The 19438-nt window shown below is 40.0% G+C and carries 13 protein-coding genes and 1 riboswitch; of the genes, 9 read left to right on the top strand and 4 right to left on the bottom strand.

Annotation, left to right across the window (positions count from 1 at the left end):
* Window positions 1-26 precede the first annotated feature (26 nt).
* Together R8923_RS06225 and R8923_RS06220 are read left to right on the top strand one after the other, a co-directional pair.
* Window positions 27-4466 (top strand): acyl-CoA dehydratase activase-related protein, encoded by a 4440-nt coding sequence (locus R8923_RS06225; protein WP_485871977.1) that lies wholly within the window; start codon window positions 27-29, stop codon window positions 4464-4466.
* 65 nt (window positions 4467-4531) lie between these two features.
* Window positions 4532-4903, top strand: coding sequence for an iron chaperone (locus tag R8923_RS06220; RefSeq protein WP_485871891.1), 372 nt, complete (start codon window positions 4532-4534; stop codon window positions 4901-4903).
* Window positions 4904-4936: 33 nt separating this feature from the next.
* Here the strand turns inward: R8923_RS06220 and ybaK are convergent, their stop codons facing one another.
* The 3 genes from ybaK to R8923_RS06205 all read right to left on the bottom strand — a co-directional run bounded on the left by ybaK (window position 4937) and on the right by R8923_RS06205 (window position 7154).
* Complete coding sequence (gene ybaK, locus R8923_RS06215; RefSeq protein WP_485871890.1) at window positions 4937-5410, bottom strand: Cys-tRNA(Pro) deacylase; 474 nt, start codon at window positions 5408-5410, stop codon at window positions 4937-4939.
* A gap of 17 nt (window positions 5411-5427) precedes the next feature.
* Window positions 5428-6345 (bottom strand): EamA family transporter RarD, encoded by a 918-nt coding sequence (rarD, locus tag R8923_RS06210; RefSeq protein ID WP_485871976.1) that lies wholly within the window; start codon window positions 6343-6345, stop codon window positions 5428-5430.
* 278 nt (window positions 6346-6623) lie between these two features.
* A complete protein-coding gene (locus R8923_RS06205; RefSeq protein ID WP_485871889.1) occupies window positions 6624-7154 on the bottom strand; it encodes a YceI family protein in 531 nt (176 codons plus the stop codon).
* A gap of 213 nt (window positions 7155-7367) precedes the next feature.
* Between R8923_RS06205 and R8923_RS06200 the strand changes: the two genes are divergently transcribed.
* From R8923_RS06200 to R8923_RS06190, 3 genes are all read left to right on the top strand, one after another.
* Window positions 7368-7796: a MarR family transcriptional regulator gene (locus tag R8923_RS06200; protein ID WP_485871888.1), complete on the top strand. Its 429-nt coding sequence runs from the start codon at window positions 7368-7370 to the stop codon at window positions 7794-7796.
* Window positions 7797-7969: 173 nt separating this feature from the next.
* Complete coding sequence (gene brnQ / locus R8923_RS06195; protein ID WP_485871887.1) at window positions 7970-9319, top strand: branched-chain amino acid transport system II carrier protein; 1350 nt, start codon at window positions 7970-7972, stop codon at window positions 9317-9319.
* Window positions 9320-9608: 289 nt separating this feature from the next.
* Window positions 9609-12296 (top strand): immunoglobulin-like domain-containing protein, encoded by a 2688-nt coding sequence (locus R8923_RS06190; RefSeq protein ID WP_485871975.1) that lies wholly within the window; start codon window positions 9609-9611, stop codon window positions 12294-12296.
* 67 nt (window positions 12297-12363) lie between these two features.
* Here the strand turns inward: R8923_RS06190 and R8923_RS06185 are convergent, their stop codons facing one another.
* Complete coding sequence (locus R8923_RS06185) at window positions 12364-13830, bottom strand: amino acid permease (RefSeq protein ID WP_485871886.1); 1467 nt, start codon at window positions 13828-13830, stop codon at window positions 12364-12366.
* Window positions 13831-13938: 108 nt separating this feature from the next.
* Window positions 13939-14126, bottom strand: a riboswitch (Lysine riboswitch).
* A 651-nt stretch (window positions 14127-14777) separates the two neighbouring features.
* On the opposite strand from R8923_RS06185, the gene R8923_RS06180 reads away from it, so the two are divergent.
* The 4 genes from R8923_RS06180 (at window position 14778) to R8923_RS06165 (ending at window position 19397) form a co-directional block, all read left to right on the top strand.
* Complete coding sequence (locus R8923_RS06180; RefSeq protein WP_485871885.1) at window positions 14778-16661, top strand: endonuclease MutS2; 1884 nt, start codon at window positions 14778-14780, stop codon at window positions 16659-16661.
* A gap of 161 nt (window positions 16662-16822) precedes the next feature.
* Window positions 16823-17812, top strand: coding sequence for a YeiH family protein (locus tag R8923_RS06175; RefSeq protein ID WP_485871884.1), 990 nt, complete (start codon window positions 16823-16825; stop codon window positions 17810-17812).
* 15 nt (window positions 17813-17827) lie between these two features.
* Window positions 17828-18649: a LysR family transcriptional regulator gene (locus R8923_RS06170; RefSeq protein ID WP_485871883.1), complete on the top strand. Its 822-nt coding sequence runs from the start codon at window positions 17828-17830 to the stop codon at window positions 18647-18649.
* A 148-nt stretch (window positions 18650-18797) separates the two neighbouring features.
* Window positions 18798-19397 carry a GTP pyrophosphokinase gene (locus R8923_RS06165; RefSeq protein WP_485871974.1) on the top strand — a complete coding sequence of 200 codons (600 nt, stop codon included), beginning with the start codon at window positions 18798-18800 and terminating at the stop codon, window positions 19395-19397.
* The last annotated feature ends 41 nt before the right edge of the window (window positions 19398-19438 follow it).

Here is a 19438-nt window from a genome sequence, read left to right as displayed (position 1 = left end):
ACATCCAAAGGGGAAGGATGAGAAGAATGATTCATGTCGGACTGGATGTCGGCTCAACTACTGCAAAAGCCGTCGCACTAAATGAAGAAGGAGAAATTTTATTTCAAACATACCGTAGACACTATTCGGACATTAAAAAAGTGACACTCCTTATTATGGAAGATTTAAAAGAAAAATGTTTAACAGATGAAATGACCTTTAAGATTACGGGTTCTTCAGGTCTTGCAATTTCCAAATTCTTGGAAGTTGATTTTGTTCAGGAAGTTATCGCCTGTACAGAGGCTGTCGAAAAAGTAATTCCAGAAACAGATGTGGTTATCGAACTTGGCGGGGAAGATGCGAAAATTATTTATTTTTCTGGTGGAATTGAACAGCGCATGAATAATGCGTGTGCAGGTGGAACAGGTGCGTTTATTGATCAAATCGCAACGCTTGTACAGACTGATCCGACCGGTTTAAATGAGCTCGCCAAAAATGCGCAAACCATTTATCCAATTGCCTCAAGGTGCGGTGTTTTCGCTAAAACGGACGTTCAGCCACTTTTAAATGAAGGGGCTAGAAAAGAAGATATTGCGGCTTCTATTTTTCAAAGTGTGGTCACGCAAACCATTTCGGGACTTGCATGTGGGCGTCCAATTCGAGGGAAGGTGGCATTTCTTGGTGGACCGCTGACGTTTTTAGATCAATTACGCTTTCGTTTTACGGAAACACTTAAAATGAAGGAAGAAGATATTATTGCGCCGCTAAATGCAGAGTATTTCATTGCGCTTGGCACAGCGTTTACTGGGTTTAATAGCGAACCAATTTCAATCGATAGTGTGACAAGCAGGCTATCAGGCATGGATTTATCCAGCCTCGCAAAAGATACGGTGACGCTACCTCCTCTTTTTACAAAAGCAGAAGATTTAGTGGCCTTTCGGACAAGACACGGCGAAATGAAGGCGCCGCGTGCGGAGTTGTCGAGTTACATAGGGGATGCGTATCTGGGGATTGATGCGGGTTCAACGACAACGAAACTTATTTTGATGGGAACAAACAACGAAATTTTATATAGCTTTTATGGAAGTAATAATGGAAATCCGCTACAGTCGGTCATTGATGCGACGAGTGACCTATATGAAAAACTGCCGGAGCAAGTTCAAATTGTGCAGTCGGGTATAACGGGTTACGGAGAATCGCTTATTAAGGCGGCGCTTAAAATTGATGTAGGTGAAATTGAAACGGTCGCGCATTACCGGGCGGCACGAGAATTCTTGCCAGATGTTGATTTTATTTTGGATATTGGCGGCCAAGATATGAAATGTATGAAAATTAAAAATCGCGCATTAGATAGCCTCATGCTAAATGAAGCCTGTTCAGCCGGTTGCGGTTCGTTCCTTGAAACGTTTGCCCATACGCTCGATGTGCCGATTGAAGAATTTGCAGAACGTGCGCTTAGCGCGAAAGAACCTGTTGATTTAGGATCGCGTTGTACGGTCTTTATGAATTCAAAGGTAAAACAAGTTCAAAAAGAAGGCGTTACCCTTGAAGATTTATCAGCAGGGCTTGCCTATTCTGTTGTGAAAAATGCACTCCAAAAAGTGATTAAACTACGCAGTCCAAAAGATATTGGTGAAAAAGTTATCGTACAAGGTGGAACTTTTTATAACGAAGCCGTTTTACGTGCTTTTGAGCTTTTAACAGGTCGCGAAGTGGTTCGTCCTGATATTGCTGGTATGATGGGCGCTTACGGGGCGGCGCTAATTGCGCGTGAAAATTATGAAACTGGTGAAGTCACAGAAATGCTAGTTTTGGAAAAATTACGCGAATTTAGTGCAGAAACATCGCAGTCTAGATGTAACCTGTGTAGCAATACATGTCAATTGACTGTAACACGCTTTGGCGACGACCGCACGTTTGTAAGTGGAAACCGCTGTGAACGCGGTGAACGTGTGGAGACGACACGGAATTTATTGCCCAATTTGTATGCGTATAAGCTAAAACGTACGTTTGATTATAAGGCGCTTAAGAAAACCGAAGCAACAAGGGGATCAATTGGTATTCCGCGCGCTTTGAATGTGTTTGAAAACTACCCGCTATGGTTTACTATTTTCAATCAGTTGGGTTACCGGGTTGTTCTCTCTAGCAAGTCATCGAAGAATTTATACGAAAAAGGTATTGAAACGATTGCATCTGAAGCGGTTTGCTATCCAGCAAAACTCACGCACGGACATGTGATGGACTTAGTCCGTAAAAAAGTCGATGCCGTTTTCTATCCGTCAGTGGTATATGAGAAACCTGAATTTGGCGAAGCGACGAATAACTTTAACTGTCCGGTTGTGGCGGGTTATCCAGAAGTAATTCGTGTCAATGTGGATGCACTTGAGGAAAAAGAAATTCCAATGTATAGCCCGTTTATCGCGCTCGACAATGAAAAATCCTTCATTGAAACAATGAAACTCACTTTCCCAGATATTCCTGCTGAGGAAATGGAACAAGCTGTTTTAGCAGGACTTGCGGAAGCTGAGAAATGCCGTCAAGATATTCAAAATGAAGGTGAAGCGGCTCTTTTATATATGGCGAAAAACAAAGTGAAGGGCATTGTGCTTGCTGGGCACCCTTATCACATTGATCCAGAAGTGAACCATGGCATTCCAGAACTCATTACGATGAATGGTATGGCTGTTTTAACTGAAGATTCGATTTCTCATCTTGGCGAAATTGAGCATGATTTGCGCGTTGAAAATCAGTGGAAATACCATGCTAGACTTTACCGTGCTGCAAGCTTTACGGGGAAAAGGGAAGACTTGGAGTTTGTCCAATTGACATCATTTGGGTGTGGGCTTGATGCTATCACGACGGATATGTGTCAGGAAATCATTGAAGGTCACGGGAAAGTTTATACGCTTCTTAAAATTGATGAAATCAATAATTTAGGGGCAGCTAGAATACGCGTGCGCTCTTTAAAAGCGGCAATTGATGAGCGTGACCGAAATGGTGTTTTACCAACTGAAATGGCACCACCTGAACCAAGAACACTCTTTACAAAAGAAATGCGTAAAGCTGGTTACACTATTTTAGCACCGCAACTTGCGCCAACCCATTTTGCACTTCTTGAAGCGGCTGGTCGAGTTAGCGGTTATAACCTGGAAGTATTACCGGCCGTTACACCGCGAGCTGTCGATGAAGGTTTGCGCTACGTTAATAATGATGCCTGCTATCCTGCCATTCTAACCATTGGACAAATGATGGATGCGCTTAAGCACGGCGATTATGATTTGAATAAAACGGCTGTTTTAATGACGCAAACAGGCGGAGGGTGCCGGGCGACAAACTATATTTCAATGCTCAAAAAGGCGCTTCGTGAAGCCGAAATTGAAGGTATCCCAGTAATCTCACTAAACGCGAATGGACTTGAGAAGCAACCTGGATTTAAGCTTTCGCCAAAACTATTAACGAGATTTATGGCGGGGCTAGCAATTGGTGATGCGCTAGACCGAATGCTGTACCGAACTCGGCCGTATGAAATCACAGAAGGTAGTGCGAACAAGTTGTATCACACTTACCTCCAAAAAGCGAAGACACTCATGGAACAGTATTCTTTTAGAGCGTATAAAGCTTTTGCAAAAGAAATGGTCGACGCGTTTGACAAGCTACCAATTAGCGGGGAGAAGAAGCCACGTGTCGGTGTTGTAGGGGAAATTTTGGTGAAGTTCCACCCAGGTGCCAACAACAGTATTGTTGACGTCATTGAACAAGAGGGCGGGGAAGCTGTCGTGCCAGATTTGGTCGACTTCCTGCTATATTGCTGCTATGATGACCATTTTGCAGCCAACACATTTGGACGTTCCAAAGTGAAATCATTCGCCAAACAAAGCCTTGCCATTCCTGCCATCAATCAGTACCGCAAACCGGTCACAGATGCGCTTCGTGCAAGCACGCGTTTTGATGCCCCAGAAAGCATTGAAGTCATCGCTGAAAAAGCGAGTCAGTTATTGTCACTCGGAAACAAAATGGGTGAAGGCTGGTTCCTAACGGGCGAAATGTTCGAGCTTTTAGATAGTGATGTGCCAAATATTGCCTGTCTACAACCATTTGCCTGTCTGCCTAACCACATTACTGGGCGCGGCATGATTAAAGGGCTTAAAAAGCTTTATCCACATGCGAATATTATGTCGATTGACTACGATGCTGGATCGAGTGCGGTGAACCAATTGAATCGCATTAAACTGATGCTTTCGATAGCCAAAAAAGGCATGGAAGACGTACAGCAAGAAGGCGAAATAAGCAAAGAAGCGAAGCGTTTTAATCCGAAAAATGCCATTCTCGATAAAGCGCGAAAAGTTCGCGAGAGCGCGCCAGCAATGAAAATCGGCGAAACTGTGAAGGCAGCGAAAGAAAGTGTGCCTGCTGAAACGATTGCACAAGTTGCAAGAAACCAGCAAGGTTGTTGCGGTGGCGGCTGTCAGTGCGATTGCCGTGAGTAAAACTTGTAAATTTTGCTTCTTTCGCTACAATAAAGATAGACGCATAACCAAAGGAGGAAGCAAACATGGAAACTTTTGAAGATTTTATTGGACAAATTGAGGATACCGAACAGCAGGCACGTACTGCTGAAGTGCTAGGATGGGTGGAGAAGACGTTTCCAAACTTAGGTAAACGAATTGCTTGGAACCAACCGATGTTCACGGATCACGACACATTCATTGCCGGGTTTAGCGTTTCCAAAAAGCATTTAGCCATGTCTCCTGAATTAGTGGGTATTGAAGCTTTTTCAGAAGAAATAAAAAAAGCGGGCTATAAGCATACAAAAATGCTCATTCAATTCCCGTGGGACAAACCCATTGACTACGACTTACTGCAACGTATTATTGAATTTAATATTGAAGACAAGGCGAGCTGTACGACGTTTTGGCGGAAATAAGAAAGAGTCATGCTGAGGCATGACTCTTTCTTATTACATTGAAATATTAGCGAATTGTCCGCGGCACGCGGCTTGTAAGTCACTTGCGTTTAGTTCAATTTGCAAGCCGCGTTTACCTGCAGATATGAAAATCGTATCGCGCTTTTGCGCCGCCTCGTCAATAAAGGTTGGGAAGGCTTTTTTCATGCCAATCGGGGAACAGCCGCCGCGAATATAACCTGTAATTTTTTCTAAATCATTCACATGAATCATCTCCACTTTTTTATTGCCACTAATTTTTGCAAAGGCTTTTAAATTGAGTGTTTGATTCGCTGGAATGCAAGCTACATTGTATCCGGTTTTGTCGCCAACGGTCACAAGTGTTTTATAAATTTGTGCGGGATCTCGGCCCGTTTCCGTTGCTACATGAACCGCATCTAAGTGATCTTCATCGACCACGTATTCATGGAGCGAATAGGAAATTTTCTTTTGATCAAGCATTCGACACGCATTTGTTTTGTGTACCAAAACTCTCACCTCACGACTTATTTTGAAGCCGCAGATTTTAGTTGTTTCGTTTTAGCATTTAAATAAATGTGCGAAATCGTAAAGACTAAAATCGCTGCCCAAATACAAATAAAGGCCATAAGTTGCACCTTATCAAAGCTTTCTTTATAGAGAAGAACGCCTAGAACGAACATGAGCGTGGGACCAATATATTGCAAGAAACCGACCATCGTATAGCTGATTTTCTTCGCAGCTGTCGCAAAAAGAAGAAGCGGAATCGCCGTCACAATGCCGGCGCCAATCATGATGAAGTCAATACTTACAGAATAACTCATAAAGAAATTTTGGGAGAAAAATAATAAGTAAATAAGTGCGAACGGCATTATAATTAGCGTTTCTAGTGTTAATCCCGTCCATACTGACACCGAAACGAATTTTTTAATTAACCCGTAAAGGCTAAAGGAAACAGCCATGCCTAGCGCCGCATAGGGCACCGTACCTTGATGATACGTTAAAATGGAAACACCGATAAAAGCAAGCACCACCGCAATGATTTCCCCCCGACTTAAACGTTCTTTCAAAAAAATAGTCGCAATGAGTACATTAACGAGCGGATTAATATAATAGCCAAGACTCGCTTCTGTCACGTGCCCGCTATTTACAGTGAAAATAAAAATAAACCAGTTGGCAGTAATCAAAATCGCTGCCAGCGTAATGAGTGTTGCTGTTTTCGGCCGTTTAAAAACATCTTTGATTTCAAGGAAAACCTCATTCGATTTGCGTAAAATTGCAATTAAAAATACCATGAAAACAAAGGACCAAACAATGCGATAAGCTAAAATTTCCATTGCCGGAACTTCAGTTGCGAGTTTCCAGTACATCGGCAAAATACCCCATAAAACGTAGGCGAGCGCACCTGCTACGACACCGATTAATTTTTCGTTTTTATTCATAATGTCCCTCTTTCTCTAAAAAATAGCAATACACCATTTTAACGCATTTTTGGGAAGAAAACTAGGGACCTGCTCATAAAATTGGATTTCCTACACACTCGTCTCAGTGAAAACAAACAAATTAAGACTAGCAATGAACAAGACGACACCATTAATGTCAGACTTGAAAAGAAGCAGAAATACTTTGCCAGTCTGACTAAAAGGGCGCTAAGTGCAGGTGATGTATTAAATAAAGCATAAAAAAATCCCCTTGAACAATTTGTCTCAAGGGGATTTTGTACTTATTTAGATGCTTCGATTTGAATATTTAATTTAACTTCATCACCAATTAAAACGCCGCCAGTTTCAAGTGCTGCATTATAATTTAGACCAAAGTCTTTACGATTGAATTTACCATATCCTTCAAAGCCGGCTACAATATTTCCAGTATTTGGATCCTTCCCGGAACCTTCATAAGTCACGTGAAGTGTAAGCGGTTTTGTGGTATCCCGAATTGTTAAATCACCTGTTACTTCATATTCAGCGTCACCATCTGGCGTAATTTCAGTTGAAACAAAAGTAACGTGTGGGTATTTCTCTACGTTAAAGAAGTCATCGCTTTTTAGGTGGCCATCGCGCTGTGCTTGGCGAGTGTCAATGCTTGCTGCATCAACAGTAAATTTAATTTTAGCATCAGCTAAATTTTCAGGATCCATTTGAATATCAGCTTCAAAATTTTTAAAGACACCTTTCACTTTTGATACCATCATGTGTTTTACTTGAAATTCAATTGAAGTGTGTGCTGGATCAACGTTCCATTTTTCTATTGCCATATTAATCATGCCTCCATTTTTTTCTTTTACATTTTTTGTATTCACTTTAAAAAGTGATGTTAAACACAAAATGTTATTGTTTATAAATAAACTATATCACACTTACAAAACATAAGCAACTAATAAAATGTAAAAGTTATTTTTTCGTTAGGTTTTTGTAAATTTTCTTTTGAATACTTGTTTTTCCTTTAAAATAAAGAGGGAGGTGCTACGATGCAAATAAAAGAAAGTAAAGTAGAACAAATGAAAGAACTAGTTTCTAGCTATATAAATGTTCAAAAATCGATGAAAGTATTGACTAAAGAGCATCAAAACAGCATGGGCATTTCATATGAACAACTACGGATTTTAAAAAAATGTGCAGAGAAAAAACATATCTTTTTACGTGAGCTTTTATATGAAGTAAAGGACAAGCATCAAGTTACAGCTGCGAATATACGAGGATTGACTGAAAGAGGCTTACTTCAAGTAAAAAATTTTCAACTGACTGTAACAGAAAAAGGAAAGATGATTTTAGATGAAAATGAGATGAATACCTATATTTATAAAGCTTTTATGAAAGTTTGTACAGAACTTGATGACAGCGATTTAGAAATATTACAAAATTATAATCAAAAAATCGCGAAGATGTTAAACAGCTAATTTTCCGATAAATAATACTTTTTTTGAGAAAACAGGTAAAAATTCCCGATTTGTTCGAAAACAAAACTACTTCAGCTATTACAAATAGGCTAAAATGACTGTTCGCTATTGCTTTTGACCCAGGGAATCTGTATGGTAAAGAAACAAGACAGATTTTAAAGGGGAGATATAATTTGAATAAACAACTATCATTTTCAGCCTACCTTTTTATTGGCCTGATGCTTTTCGCATTATTTTTTGGAGCGGGAAACTTAATTTTTCCAGCTCACTTAGGTCAATTAGCAGGAACGAGTGTGTGGGTGGCGATAGCAGGATTTTTGCTTACGGGAGCAGGCTTGCCACTTCTTGGCGTTTTAGCAATTGGAATATCAGGTAGCAATGATTTACAAAGCTTAGCGGGCCGTGTTCATCCCATTTACGGGGTAATTTTCACGGTGGTTTTATATTTAACCATTGGTCCATTTTTTGCATTACCTCGTACGGGAACCGTATCTTTTGAAATTGGAGTAGCTCCATTTTTAAATGAGGGGAGTCATGCTTTTGCGTTGTTCGTCTTCACGCTTATCTTTTTTGGCATATCATTATGGCTGTCGCTTTCGCCATCGAAAATTGTGGACCGTGTCGGTAAATACTTGACACCAGCGCTACTTATCTTTATTTTCATTTTGATTATAGCAGCGCTTATAAAACCGCTAGGGGAACAAACTATGCCAAAGGGTGAGTATATTACAGCGCCATTTTCTACTGGATTTATCAGTGGCTATAACACAATGGATGCACTCGCTTCACTTGTATTTGGGATTATTGTCATTAATGCAATTAAATCTTACGGAGCAAAATCGAAACGTGAGATTGCGGCAGCTTGTTTAAAAACGGGTCTTATTGCGGTAGGTTTTTTGGCGATCATTTATATTTTTGTAGCTTATATTGGGTCCATGAGTGTGGACCGCCTTGGACTTTTCGATAACGGAGGACCTATTTTATCTGGAGCAGCTTCGTTTTATTTTGGGTATTCTGGTAAGATTTTGCTCGCGTTCATTATTACGCTTGCGTGTTTGACGACAAGTATTGGACTCATTACAGCGTGTGCGAGCTATTTCCAGAAATTAATGCCCAAATTTAAATATCAAACTTACGTCGTTGTGTTTTCTGTATTTGCCTGCTTAGTTGCAAATGTTGGACTTAGCAAGTTGATCGAATTTTCATTACCGGTTCTTATGATGATTTATCCGTTAACCATTGTCCTCATTCTTCTCACATTCCTTAATCCTTTGTTTAAAGGGCGCCGAGTAGTTTATGTGACGACAATTTGTTTTACGGCCATTATATCGATTTTAGAAGGAGCAAAAGCTATTAGTTTACCAATTGATAGCATTCATGTCTTTTTTAGAGGTTTTATTCCGTTTTACGACATTTCGATGGGATGGGCAACTTTTGCAGTTGTCGGCTTTGTAGTTGGAATCATTATCGCGCTTGTAACAAAGCCTACTGTAGAGCCTGTTCATAATGAAATTAATGTCTAAGGAGTTAGTGTAATGTTTTCAATTATAGTAAGTGTAATAATTATTGCAACACCATTTTTGTTAATTTGGCTAGGCCTTTATATGTTCAAAAAGAAAAATGGCTAATGAAGTGAAAATAATGCTAAAAGAGTAGAGGATACCATTTCGGTGTTCTCTACTCTTTTTTTGATTTGGAAATTCTCTTCACAAAAATGTCACATTTTCTAAGGAAAAATGTAAAAAATACCAATGGAATGAATAAATGCTACTGGTATGCTAGATATATAATTTAAAAGGAGGATTTTAATTGATGGCGAAAAAAAAGAAACTAAAAAAAAGTATGCTAGCAGTTTCTTCAACTATCTTCTTATCAAATTTAGTTATAATCCCTGTAAGCTCTGAAGTAAGTGCTGCCACGAGTCTTCAAACATCCAATGTAGAAGCGGCTAATGTGCAAGCATCAAGTTCTACAATTTCTTTAGTGAATGGTGATTTTGAAAGTCCTCAGTTTAGTGCAACTAGCAAAATATATGCTCAAGGAAGTGTTCCAGGCTGGAGCACAACAGCTAGCGACGGGAAAATCGAATTACAGAGAAATATTGATGGTACAAAACCTGTATCAGGCAGTCAATGGGCTGAACTTAATGCTTATACAGCGAGTGCTTTATACCAAGATATTCCAACCACACCAGGCGTTACTGTGCACTGGCAAGTCTATCATAAAGGACGGAAAGGAACGGATACTGCGGTTGTAGAGTTTGGGGCACCAGGGGGTACAATGGTCGAACAAACCACAATGGTTGATGGGAATTCGGAGTGGGGTCTTTATAAAGGGAGCTATACAATTCCTGAGGGTCAAACAACAACGCGTTTTCAATTTCGTGCAGTTTCATCTGCTGGAGGAAACGATGCAGTAGGGAACTTACTTGATAATGTTCAATTCGCAACACAATCCGATCTTCAAGTAGAAGGAGCTTTTTCCGCACCTAGCACAAAAGTTAATAAAGATGTGACATACCGTATAAAGGCAACGAATACGGGAGGAATGACTGCAGCAGATAACACGTTTTCAGTTAAAATTCCAGAAGAGTTAACGTATACTGAAGGAAGTTTATCCTCTGCTAATACTGCAATAACTGGTGAGAGTTATGATGCAGCAACAAGGACATTAACATTTACAACAGGGAATATTGCTAAAGATGCTACAGTAAACATTGATATTCCTTTAAAAGGAGCGATAGAAGCTACCGCTGTTACTCCTGAAACATCTGTAGAATATCACGATCAAAATTTTGAAGAAGATTCCTATACGTCTCAAGGTATAGATCAATCTGTAGCTATCACAAGCAATGATGTGCCTGTTATTCAAGGAGAGCAAGAAACGATTCTTCAACCAAACAGCGAATTTGATCCGATGAGTACGATACAAGCAACGGATAAAGAGGATGGAGATTTAACTAGCCAAATAAAAGTCACAAATGATTCGGTGAATTTGGGAGAGTCTGGGACGTATGAAGTGACTTATGAAGTGACTGATAGCGATGGAAACACCTCAACCTTTACTCGTCAAGTAATTGTTAAGGGGGCTCCTGTATTTACTGGAACTCAAGAAATTCGCTTAAATCCAGCAGACACCTTCAATCCGATGACTGATATTCAAGCAACAGATAAAGAAGACGGGGACATTACAAGTCAAGTTCAAGTGACAAATAACACCGTGCAAGAAGGAGTGCCTGGCACTTACGAGGTCACCTATGAAGTCACAGATAGCGATGGGAATTTAACAACGTACACGCGGACAGTTATTGTGACAGAGGCACCTGAAATCACAGGAGGAGAAACTATTCGCTTAAATCCAACCGATACTTTTGATCCAATGACTGATATACAAGCAACGGATAAAGAAGATGGGGATTTGACAAGTCAAATTCAAGTGACAAATAACACTGTACAAGAAGGTGTACCTGGCACTTATGAAGTCACCTATGAAGTGACAGATAGCAACGGGAATAAGGCAACATTTAAACGGGTGGTCGAGGTCACAGAAGCTCCTGAAATAACGGGAGAAAAAGACATTCAGCTAAATCCAACAGACGAATTTAGTCCACTGAGTGGATTGCAAGCAACAGATAAAGAAGACGGGGATATAACAAGTCAAATTCAAGTGACAAGTAACACCGTGCAGGAAGGAGTGCCTGGCACCTATGAAGTCACCTATGAGGTGACAGATAGCGACGGGAATACAGCAACATTTAATCGGACGGTCGAGGTCACAGAAGCTCCTATAATAACTGGAGAAAAAACTATTCAACTGAATCCAAGTGATACTTTTAATCCAATGACTGATATTCAAGCAACCGATAAAGAAGACGGAGATATAACGAGTCAAATTCGAGTGATAAATAATACAGTAAGAGAAGGTGTACCTGGCACCTATGAAGTAATGTATGAGGTTACAGATAGCAATGGAAACATAACTTCATTCACACGTACAGTCGTTATCACAGCAGCTCCTGAAATTGCGGGAGAGGAAATAGTTCGTTTACAAGTAAATAGTAAGTTTGATCCAATGAGCGATATTCGGGCAACCGATAAAGAAGATGGGGATATAACAAATCAAGTGAAAATCATCCAGAATAATCTCGATACAAGTAAACCCGGCGCTTATGAAATTGTATATGAAGTGACAGATAGCGACGGGAATAAAACAAACTTTTCACGAATTGTTATTATTACTGAACTCCCGATAGATGACACGGATTCTAACGCTCAAGATAATGATGCAGAAAAACAAATAGACGACGTAACAAATAAAGCGAACCCAAATGCGATGAATAATGATTCAGGAAACCAGCAAAAAGCCTATAGCAGTTCACCAACAGTGAAAGAAATAACAGGTGCTCTTCCTAAAACCGGGGATAGTGAATCCAAAACGACAGGATTAATTGGTTTGGGTCTTCTAATTGCTGGAAGTCTATTCTTCTGGAGAAAGAAATAAGTATTTTAAGGTAAAAAGAATCACCCTTATCCTTTAAGTAGGAAGGGTGATTTTTTTTTCGAGTAAATTACATCTTCTTATGGTCAAACTCTGCTTCTTCAAGTGGAATAATTTTTGTTTTCTTCGTCAATTTATAAGAGAGCCAGAAAATGAAGAAAATAGGCAATCCAATATAAGAAATTCCAATTTTTTGCCACCAATTAGCACTAGTAAAATCAGGATGCAAAAAGGAATTGTAATCTTGCCCAATGATGACGAGAATACATAAGACTAACGCGAGTATTGGTCCGAATGGGAAGAATTTTGCGCGATATTTGAGTTCATTTAAATCATGACCTTGTTTAATAAAAGCACGGCGGAAGCGGTAATGACTAATGGCAATACCGACCCAGGCGATGAAGCCAGTTAAGCCAGATGCGCTTAGTAGCCACGTGTAAATAATGGTTCCATTTTCACTTAAAGTAGTAACAAATGTAAGTGCTCCAACAATTGTTGTGACCGCAAGGGCCGCCATCGGAATACCACGACGATTTACTTTAGACAAAAATTGTGGTGCTTTTCGGTCTTTTGCCATCGACCAAAGCATACGAGTTGAAGCATACAAACCAGAGTTTCCAGCAGACAAAACGCTCGTCAGAATAACCGCATTCATGACAGAGGCCGCAAATGCTAAGCCGGCTTTTTCAAAAACAAGTGTAAAAGGGCTAATCGCCACATCAGTTGCCTCGCCGCCAAGCAAGTTCGGACTTGTATAAGGAATAATCAAACCAATCACGAAAATTGCAAAGATGTAAAATAACAAAATCCGCCAGAAAACTTGTTTAATCGCTTTTGGAACGCTCTTTTCAGGTGTTTCACTCTCACCAGCTGCAATACCTACAAGCTCTGTTCCTTGGAAGGAAAAGCCAGCGATGAGGAATGTTCCAAGAATCGCGAAAAATCCACCTTTAAATGGTGCCTCCCCAACTGTAAAGTTTTTAAACCCAATGAATTCCCCGCCAAGGATTCCAAAAATCGTTAAAACGCCTACGATAAGGAAAACAATAACGGTGGCAACTTTGATGATGGAAAACCAGTACTCGGATTCCCCGTAAGCACGAACAGATAGTGCATTTAATCCAAAAATAAGTAGTAAGAAAATCGCACTCCAAAGCCAAGCAGGCGTATTTGGTAACCAAAACTGTACAATGAGCGCTGCGGTTGAAATATCAACGGCGAGCGTGATCGCCCAGTTAAACCAGTAATTCCAGCCAAGGGCAAACCCGAAAGCGGGGTCAACAAATCGTGTTGCATATGTGCTAAAAGAGCCTGATACTGGCATATATGTGGCCATTTCGCCAAGGCTTGTCATCAGGAAAAATACCATCAGCCCAATCGCTGCATACGCCACAAGGGCTCCGCCTGGTCCTGCAGTGGCAATGGCGTTCCCACTTGCAAGAAATAGCCCCGTCCCAATCGATCCCCCAATTGCAATCATTGATAAATGTCGTGTTTGAAGAGATCTCCTAATCTCCCCACTAGATTTTTTCGTCAATTATAAAAACTCCTTTTTGTTTATAATTCGCGCTGTATTCAGGACTTTCTAGTCATATAAAAAACCCCGTCTTATGGCTATAAGTCGGGGATAACATTCAAAGCATCCTTGTCAGATAGCGCACCTACTAAAAAAGACTATTTTAGTAGCAGTCCAGCCGCTTTCGCAAACTGTCCCAGCAAAATAAACCGCAAAAATTCATTTTACTTCGGCAAATCTCCTTTTCCATTCCCGTCAATAGCGTTTCGCGCGCTTCAAGAAATCTACTTGTGATTTTTGCAACCTCTACCTCACCAATGATGAGGATTTTATTTAATTACTTGTATTATCTTAAAGGAAAACCCTTAATAAATCAACCCTTTATTAAAAGTGATTCAAAGATTTAAGGTTGACAAAACACCACACAGCTTGTATTCTGTTATTGAAAGAAAGTTTAGCGTCCAAACAAATAATCGAGGTGCTTTTTGTGAGTGTAGTCGTATCTTAATTTAGGAAATAAATAACCAATTAAATTTTTCAAAATCGAAAGTTTATTTGGTTTGCCTATGAAGATACCTAACTCTTTCAAAGAACATTCACGATTATGGTTACCATAATTTGATATGTTTATGAAACTGCAAAGATAGGTGTTGCAGTTTTTTGTTGCACCTCTTAGCGCTTTAGCGCTTAGAGGTGCAATACAAGGTTGAGCAAAGCGAAACGTTGATCCAAGGAGCCACTTAGCGCTTTAGCGCTTAGAGGTGCAATACAAGGTTGAGCAAAGCGAAACGTTGATCCAAGGAGCCACTTAGCGCTTTAGCGCTTAGAGGTGCAATACAAGGTAAGTAGAGCGAAACGTTGATGCGAGTATCAAGTGGAGTAAACGACCAACCTAAAACACTAATAAAATAAAAATGGACGCAAGTAACAAGGTATCTTCCACTTTTAAACAAAGGAGAATGGAAGAAATGAATACAGAAACGTATCAAAAATTAGGATTTAATGAATTAATGACACGCCTAGGTGAAAACTGCATAAGTAATGTTGCAAAAGAAAAAGCGCAGGAAGGGCATGTCTATAAAACGAAAAAAACAATTGTGCATAAATTAGCGGAGACTTCCGAAGCACGCGCAATTTTAAATAGTGGACAAAATTTACCGCTTGCGGGCGTCAGTCATATTGACCAGCTTGTCGGAAAAATTGACCGCGGACTTGAACTAATGCCGCAAGAACTCACTGAAATAGCTGATTTTTTGCGGAGTACAAGACGTGTAAAGCAGTTTATGGAGAAAAATGGACATGTTGCGCCGATTTTAACGGGCTATTCGGCTAGCATTCAAAGTTTTATGGATGTAGAAGATGAAATTTATGCAGCGATTCGAAATGGCGAAGTGGTGAATGAGGCGAGCCGTGCGCTCAGGAAAGTGCGGAAAGCGATTTTAGACACACAAGAAAAAATCTCTGAACGACTTGAAAAATTCATGAAGAATAGCCAAAATCGTAAATATATCCAAGAATTTTTTGTGAGTAAAAAAAATGACCGCTATACGGTGCCAATCAAAGCGAGTTTCCAGAAATTTGTTTCAGGAACGATTGTGGAATCTTCTGGAAAAGGGACGACGGTTTTTATTGAGCCTGAAGCGGTGCGGAAACTAAATGACGAACTTGTTGGCCTTTACGCGTTTGAAAGTGCGGAAGTCTATCAGATTTTGATGACATTAACTGGAAGCATTATCGAACAACTAGACGGTATTAAGCACAATAAAGATATTATTGGTGAATTTGATTTTATTTTTGCTAAAGGGAAGCTTTCTAGACAAATGGAGGGCATTTCACCAAACATTAATGAAAATGGGATTATTCGGCTGAAAAATGCGCGGCATCCTCTTCTTTTAGGGACTAAAAATGTGCCGCTTCAATTTGAAATTGGGGAAAATTATCGAAGTCTTATCATTACGGGACCAAATGCTGGCGGGAAAACGGTCGTGCTGAAAACAATTGGGTTATTTACACTCATGATGATGGCGGGGCTGCATGTTCCAGCTGATGAGGGTGCAGAAATGGCGATTTTCGACGGTGTTTTCGTGGACATTGGCGACAACCAAAGTATCGAAAATGCGCTTAGCACGTTCTCTTCCCATATGCAAAACATTGCAGACATTGTGTCGCGCACAAATAAACAGACACTACTTCTTTTTGATGAAATTGGAAGTGGAACGGAACCTAATGAAGGGGCGGCACTCGCAGTCGCGATTTTAGAAACCTGCTACAAAAAAGGGGCAACAACCATTGCGACAACCCATTATGCGGAAATTAAAAAATATGGAAGCGAACATCCAGACTTCATGAATGCGAAAATGGCCTTTAATCAGGAGACACTTGAGCCAAAATATCAGCTCATCATCGGCGAATCCGGGGAAAGCAATGCGCTTTTTATTGCCAAAAAAATGAATTTGGATGACAAAATCATCCGCCAAGCTTCGCGTTACATGACATCAAAAGATTACGCTTATGAAAAAATCACTTTTCGAAAAGTCGAACAAGAAGTGTATGAACCACAAATTATATTTTCGAAAGGTGACCGAGTTGAGCTTTTAGAAACAAAAGAAGTGGGTCTTGTTTACGCACAGGACCAAGATGATGTGACCGTTTTTGCGAGAGAAAAACAAGTGACTGTACGCGCTAAACGACTAAAGAGACTTGCTAAGGCAAGCGATTTGTATCCAGCCGACTACGATTTAGACTCGCTTTTCACATCTTTTGCTGAACGTAAGGAAGTGCATGATTTCGAGCGTGGCTCTAAAAAAGCATTGCGCAAAATACAGAAGGAAATGAAGAAAACGCTTGAATAATTGCAAATGGTGATTCCTAGACTATAGATGAAGATATAAAATTCTTTATCTATAGTTTTTTGTTATTAAAAAATATAATTAAAATCATTTATTATTACTATTTTATTTAATTATGAAAATCTTTTATACTAAAAGTAAGATATGGACTGAGGAGGATAAAAATGATTTTTACGAAACAAAGTTTTTGGATTGCGGCGGGAGTGACACTCATTTGTTCGCTTGCGGGGAAATATTTGGCGCTTTTGCCAGGCTTTAGTTTGATAGGGGCGCTTGTTATTGCGCTTTTATTTGGGATGCTTTTTCAAGTGAGTAGACCAGTCATTCAAAAAAGTGAAATAGGGATGGCGTTTATCTCCAATAAATTTTTACGGTTAGGTATTATTCTGTTAGGTTTTCGGCTCAACTTAAAAGTACTTGCAGAGTCAGGCGTAAAAACAATTTTGCTTGCACTCGTTGTCGTAACAGGAATGATTTTTTTAACCTATTTTTTATGTCGTTTATTTAAAGTGGATGAAAAACTCTCCATTCTAACGGCAACTGGTTGCGGGATTTGCGGGGCAGCGGCTGTCATGGGCGTATCACCAGAAGTGAAGGCGAATAAAGATGACTCGGTGCTCGCGGTTGCGGTCGTTTGTATTTTAGGGACAGTTTTTACACTCATTGAAATTGGTTTGAAGCCGTGGCTTGGTTTGTCAGCAACGCAATTTGGGGTGATGAACGGGGCGTCTTTACACGAGATTGCCCATGCGGTGGCAGCGGGAAGTTCAAGCGGTGCTGCAGCACTTGATGCGGCTTTAATTACGAAGTTATCGCGTGTCATTTTGTTAGCACCAGTTGCGATTTTCGTTGGCATGTGGTTTGGGCGTAAGGAAAGTCGGGCAGAAGGAAAACGCAAATTGCTAGTCCCGTGGTTTATGGTCGGGTTCTTACTCGCAAGTGTTGCAGGAACATTTTTACCACTCGGCGCGGCGTTACTAAACGGGCTTGTGAGTGCCGCATATATTTTTCTAGGTATGGCGATGGCAGCACTAGGCATGAGTGTGAATTTCAAGGTTATTCGGGCGCGTGGGGGCAATGTGTTTTTAGCGGCTAGCATTAGTTCAGCTGTGCTGTTTGGCTTTTCATTTTTGGCAAGTAAATTCTTTTTTTAATCAGGAGGAGAAGCGATGTTTCAACTTTTAGAGACGTTTACGACTGTTTACGAAGAGCGAAATTTCACGAAAGCGGCGAAAAAGCTTTATATCTCGCAACCGACAATTTCCGTGCATATTGAAAAGCTAGAGCGTGATTTAGGAATAAAACTGTTTTTGCGAAGTGGTAACAACCGGATTACGCCGACAAAAGCGGCTGATTTCTTATATGAAAAAGCCACGCAAATGAAGAACAATTGGAGCGGAGTGCTAAGTGAGCTTTCGCGTATTGACGGTTTTGAGCGTAAGAAATTCAAAATTGCTGCCTCACAAACGATTGGTGATTTTCTCTTGCCGCAAATTATAAAGCCATTAAAAGAGCAGTTTCCGCAGATTGATTTTAATTTTTTTATTGAAAATTCGAGTCATGTGTTCCATTCCGTGCATATGTTAGATGCCGATATTGGGCTTGTAGAGTCGCCAGAAATTGTGCCAGGTGTGCAACGGGAAATTTTTATGTGGGATGAAATGGCTGTTTTTGGTAGCTCGGAAAGCAAAACGTGGATTTTCAGAGAAAAAGGGTCTGGCATCCGAGCGTATACAGATCAGTATTTACTTGAGGAAAATATCCAACCTGAAGAAAAAATGGTGATTAACCATAATGCCATCATTCACCAGGCGATTGAGCTCGGACTTGGTCGCACGCTGCAATCGAAATTCGTCACACATTCAAAGCACGTGACGCAAGAACAAACGGATTTGAGTCGGCCTTTTTATTTGATTACAAGCGAACAAAATCGAAATTTAGACTTAGAGATAAAGAAAAATGTTTTTCATCTTTTAACGCAATTAAAGTAAAAATCTCATGAGAATTGCATAAATTTTTTTCCATTTTGGCAGTACTTTCCCGGAAAATGTAGTAACATAGAAGGTGAGAAGTTTGAGAGGAGATTAACTAGTGGAACAACAACCTTCAGTAAACGAACTAAAAGAGTGGCGGGACCTCATGTTAATGCACCGTTTTGCCCTTGAGGAAGTCAATACGAAGCTGAAAATTTTAAATGAAGAATTTCAGTTTTTGCATGATTATAATCCGATGGAGCATATTAAATCGCGTGTAAAGTCGTTTGAAAGTATCGGTGCAAAACTCGAAAAAAAGCAAGTGGATATTACACCTGAAAATGCTAGGAAACATGTACATGATATTTCTGGAATACGTGTTAGTTGCTCATTTGTTTCAGATATTTTTAAAATTAAAGAGATGCTTGAAAGCCAAAATGATTTGAAGATTTTGCGCGAAAAAGACTACGTCACACATCCGAAGCCGAATGGCTACAGAAGTTTGCATTTATTATGTGAGGTTCCAATTTTCTTGACGAACCGTGTAGAACGAATTGTCGTTGAAATTCAAATTCGCACAGTTGCTATGGACTTTTGGGCAAGTTTAGAACATAAGATTTATTATAAATATAAACAAGAGGCGCCAGAGCATTTAGTCAACGAGCTTCGTGCGGCGGCAAAAATTGTGACAGAACTTGATGATAAGATGAAGAATTTGAATGATGAAATTGAAAAATATAAATCTGAGCAAGAAAAAAATATTTAGTTCGATGCGTGAATGATTAACTTCGTTAATTATTTGCGCGT

Source organism: Listeria tempestatis (genome assembly GCF_963575625.1).
Taxonomy (GTDB): Bacteria; Bacillota; Bacilli; order Lactobacillales; family Listeriaceae; genus Listeria; species Listeria tempestatis.
The sequence above is the reverse complement of the archived record's forward strand: the minus strand, read 5'-3'. Positions and strand labels throughout refer to the sequence as shown.

Bases quoted from the DNA above. Each gene is read 5' to 3' on its own strand.
- R8923_RS06200 (WP_485871888.1), top strand. From the start codon at position 7,368: ATGCAAATAAAAGAAAGTAAAGTAGAACAAATGAAAGAACTAGTTTCT.
- R8923_RS06175 (WP_485871884.1), top strand. From the start codon at position 16,823: ATGATTTTTACGAAACAAAGTTTTTGGATTGCGGCGGGAGTGACACTC.
- R8923_RS06225 (WP_485871977.1), top strand. From the start codon at position 27: ATGATTCATGTCGGACTGGATGTCGGCTCAACTACTGCAAAAGCCGTC.
- R8923_RS06180 (WP_485871885.1), top strand. From the start codon at position 14,778: ATGAATACAGAAACGTATCAAAAATTAGGATTTAATGAATTAATGACA.
- R8923_RS06165 (WP_485871974.1), top strand. From the start codon at position 18,798: ATGTTAATGCACCGTTTTGCCCTTGAGGAAGTCAATACGAAGCTGAAA.
- R8923_RS06220 (WP_485871891.1), top strand. From the start codon at position 4,532: ATGGAAACTTTTGAAGATTTTATTGGACAAATTGAGGATACCGAACAG.
- R8923_RS06170 (WP_485871883.1), top strand. From the start codon at position 17,828: ATGTTTCAACTTTTAGAGACGTTTACGACTGTTTACGAAGAGCGAAAT.
- R8923_RS06205 (WP_485871889.1), bottom strand. From the start codon at position 7,154: ATGGCAATAGAAAAATGGAACGTTGATCCAGCACACACTTCAATTGAA.
- R8923_RS06190 (WP_485871975.1), top strand. From the start codon at position 9,609: ATGGCGAAAAAAAAGAAACTAAAAAAAAGTATGCTAGCAGTTTCTTCA.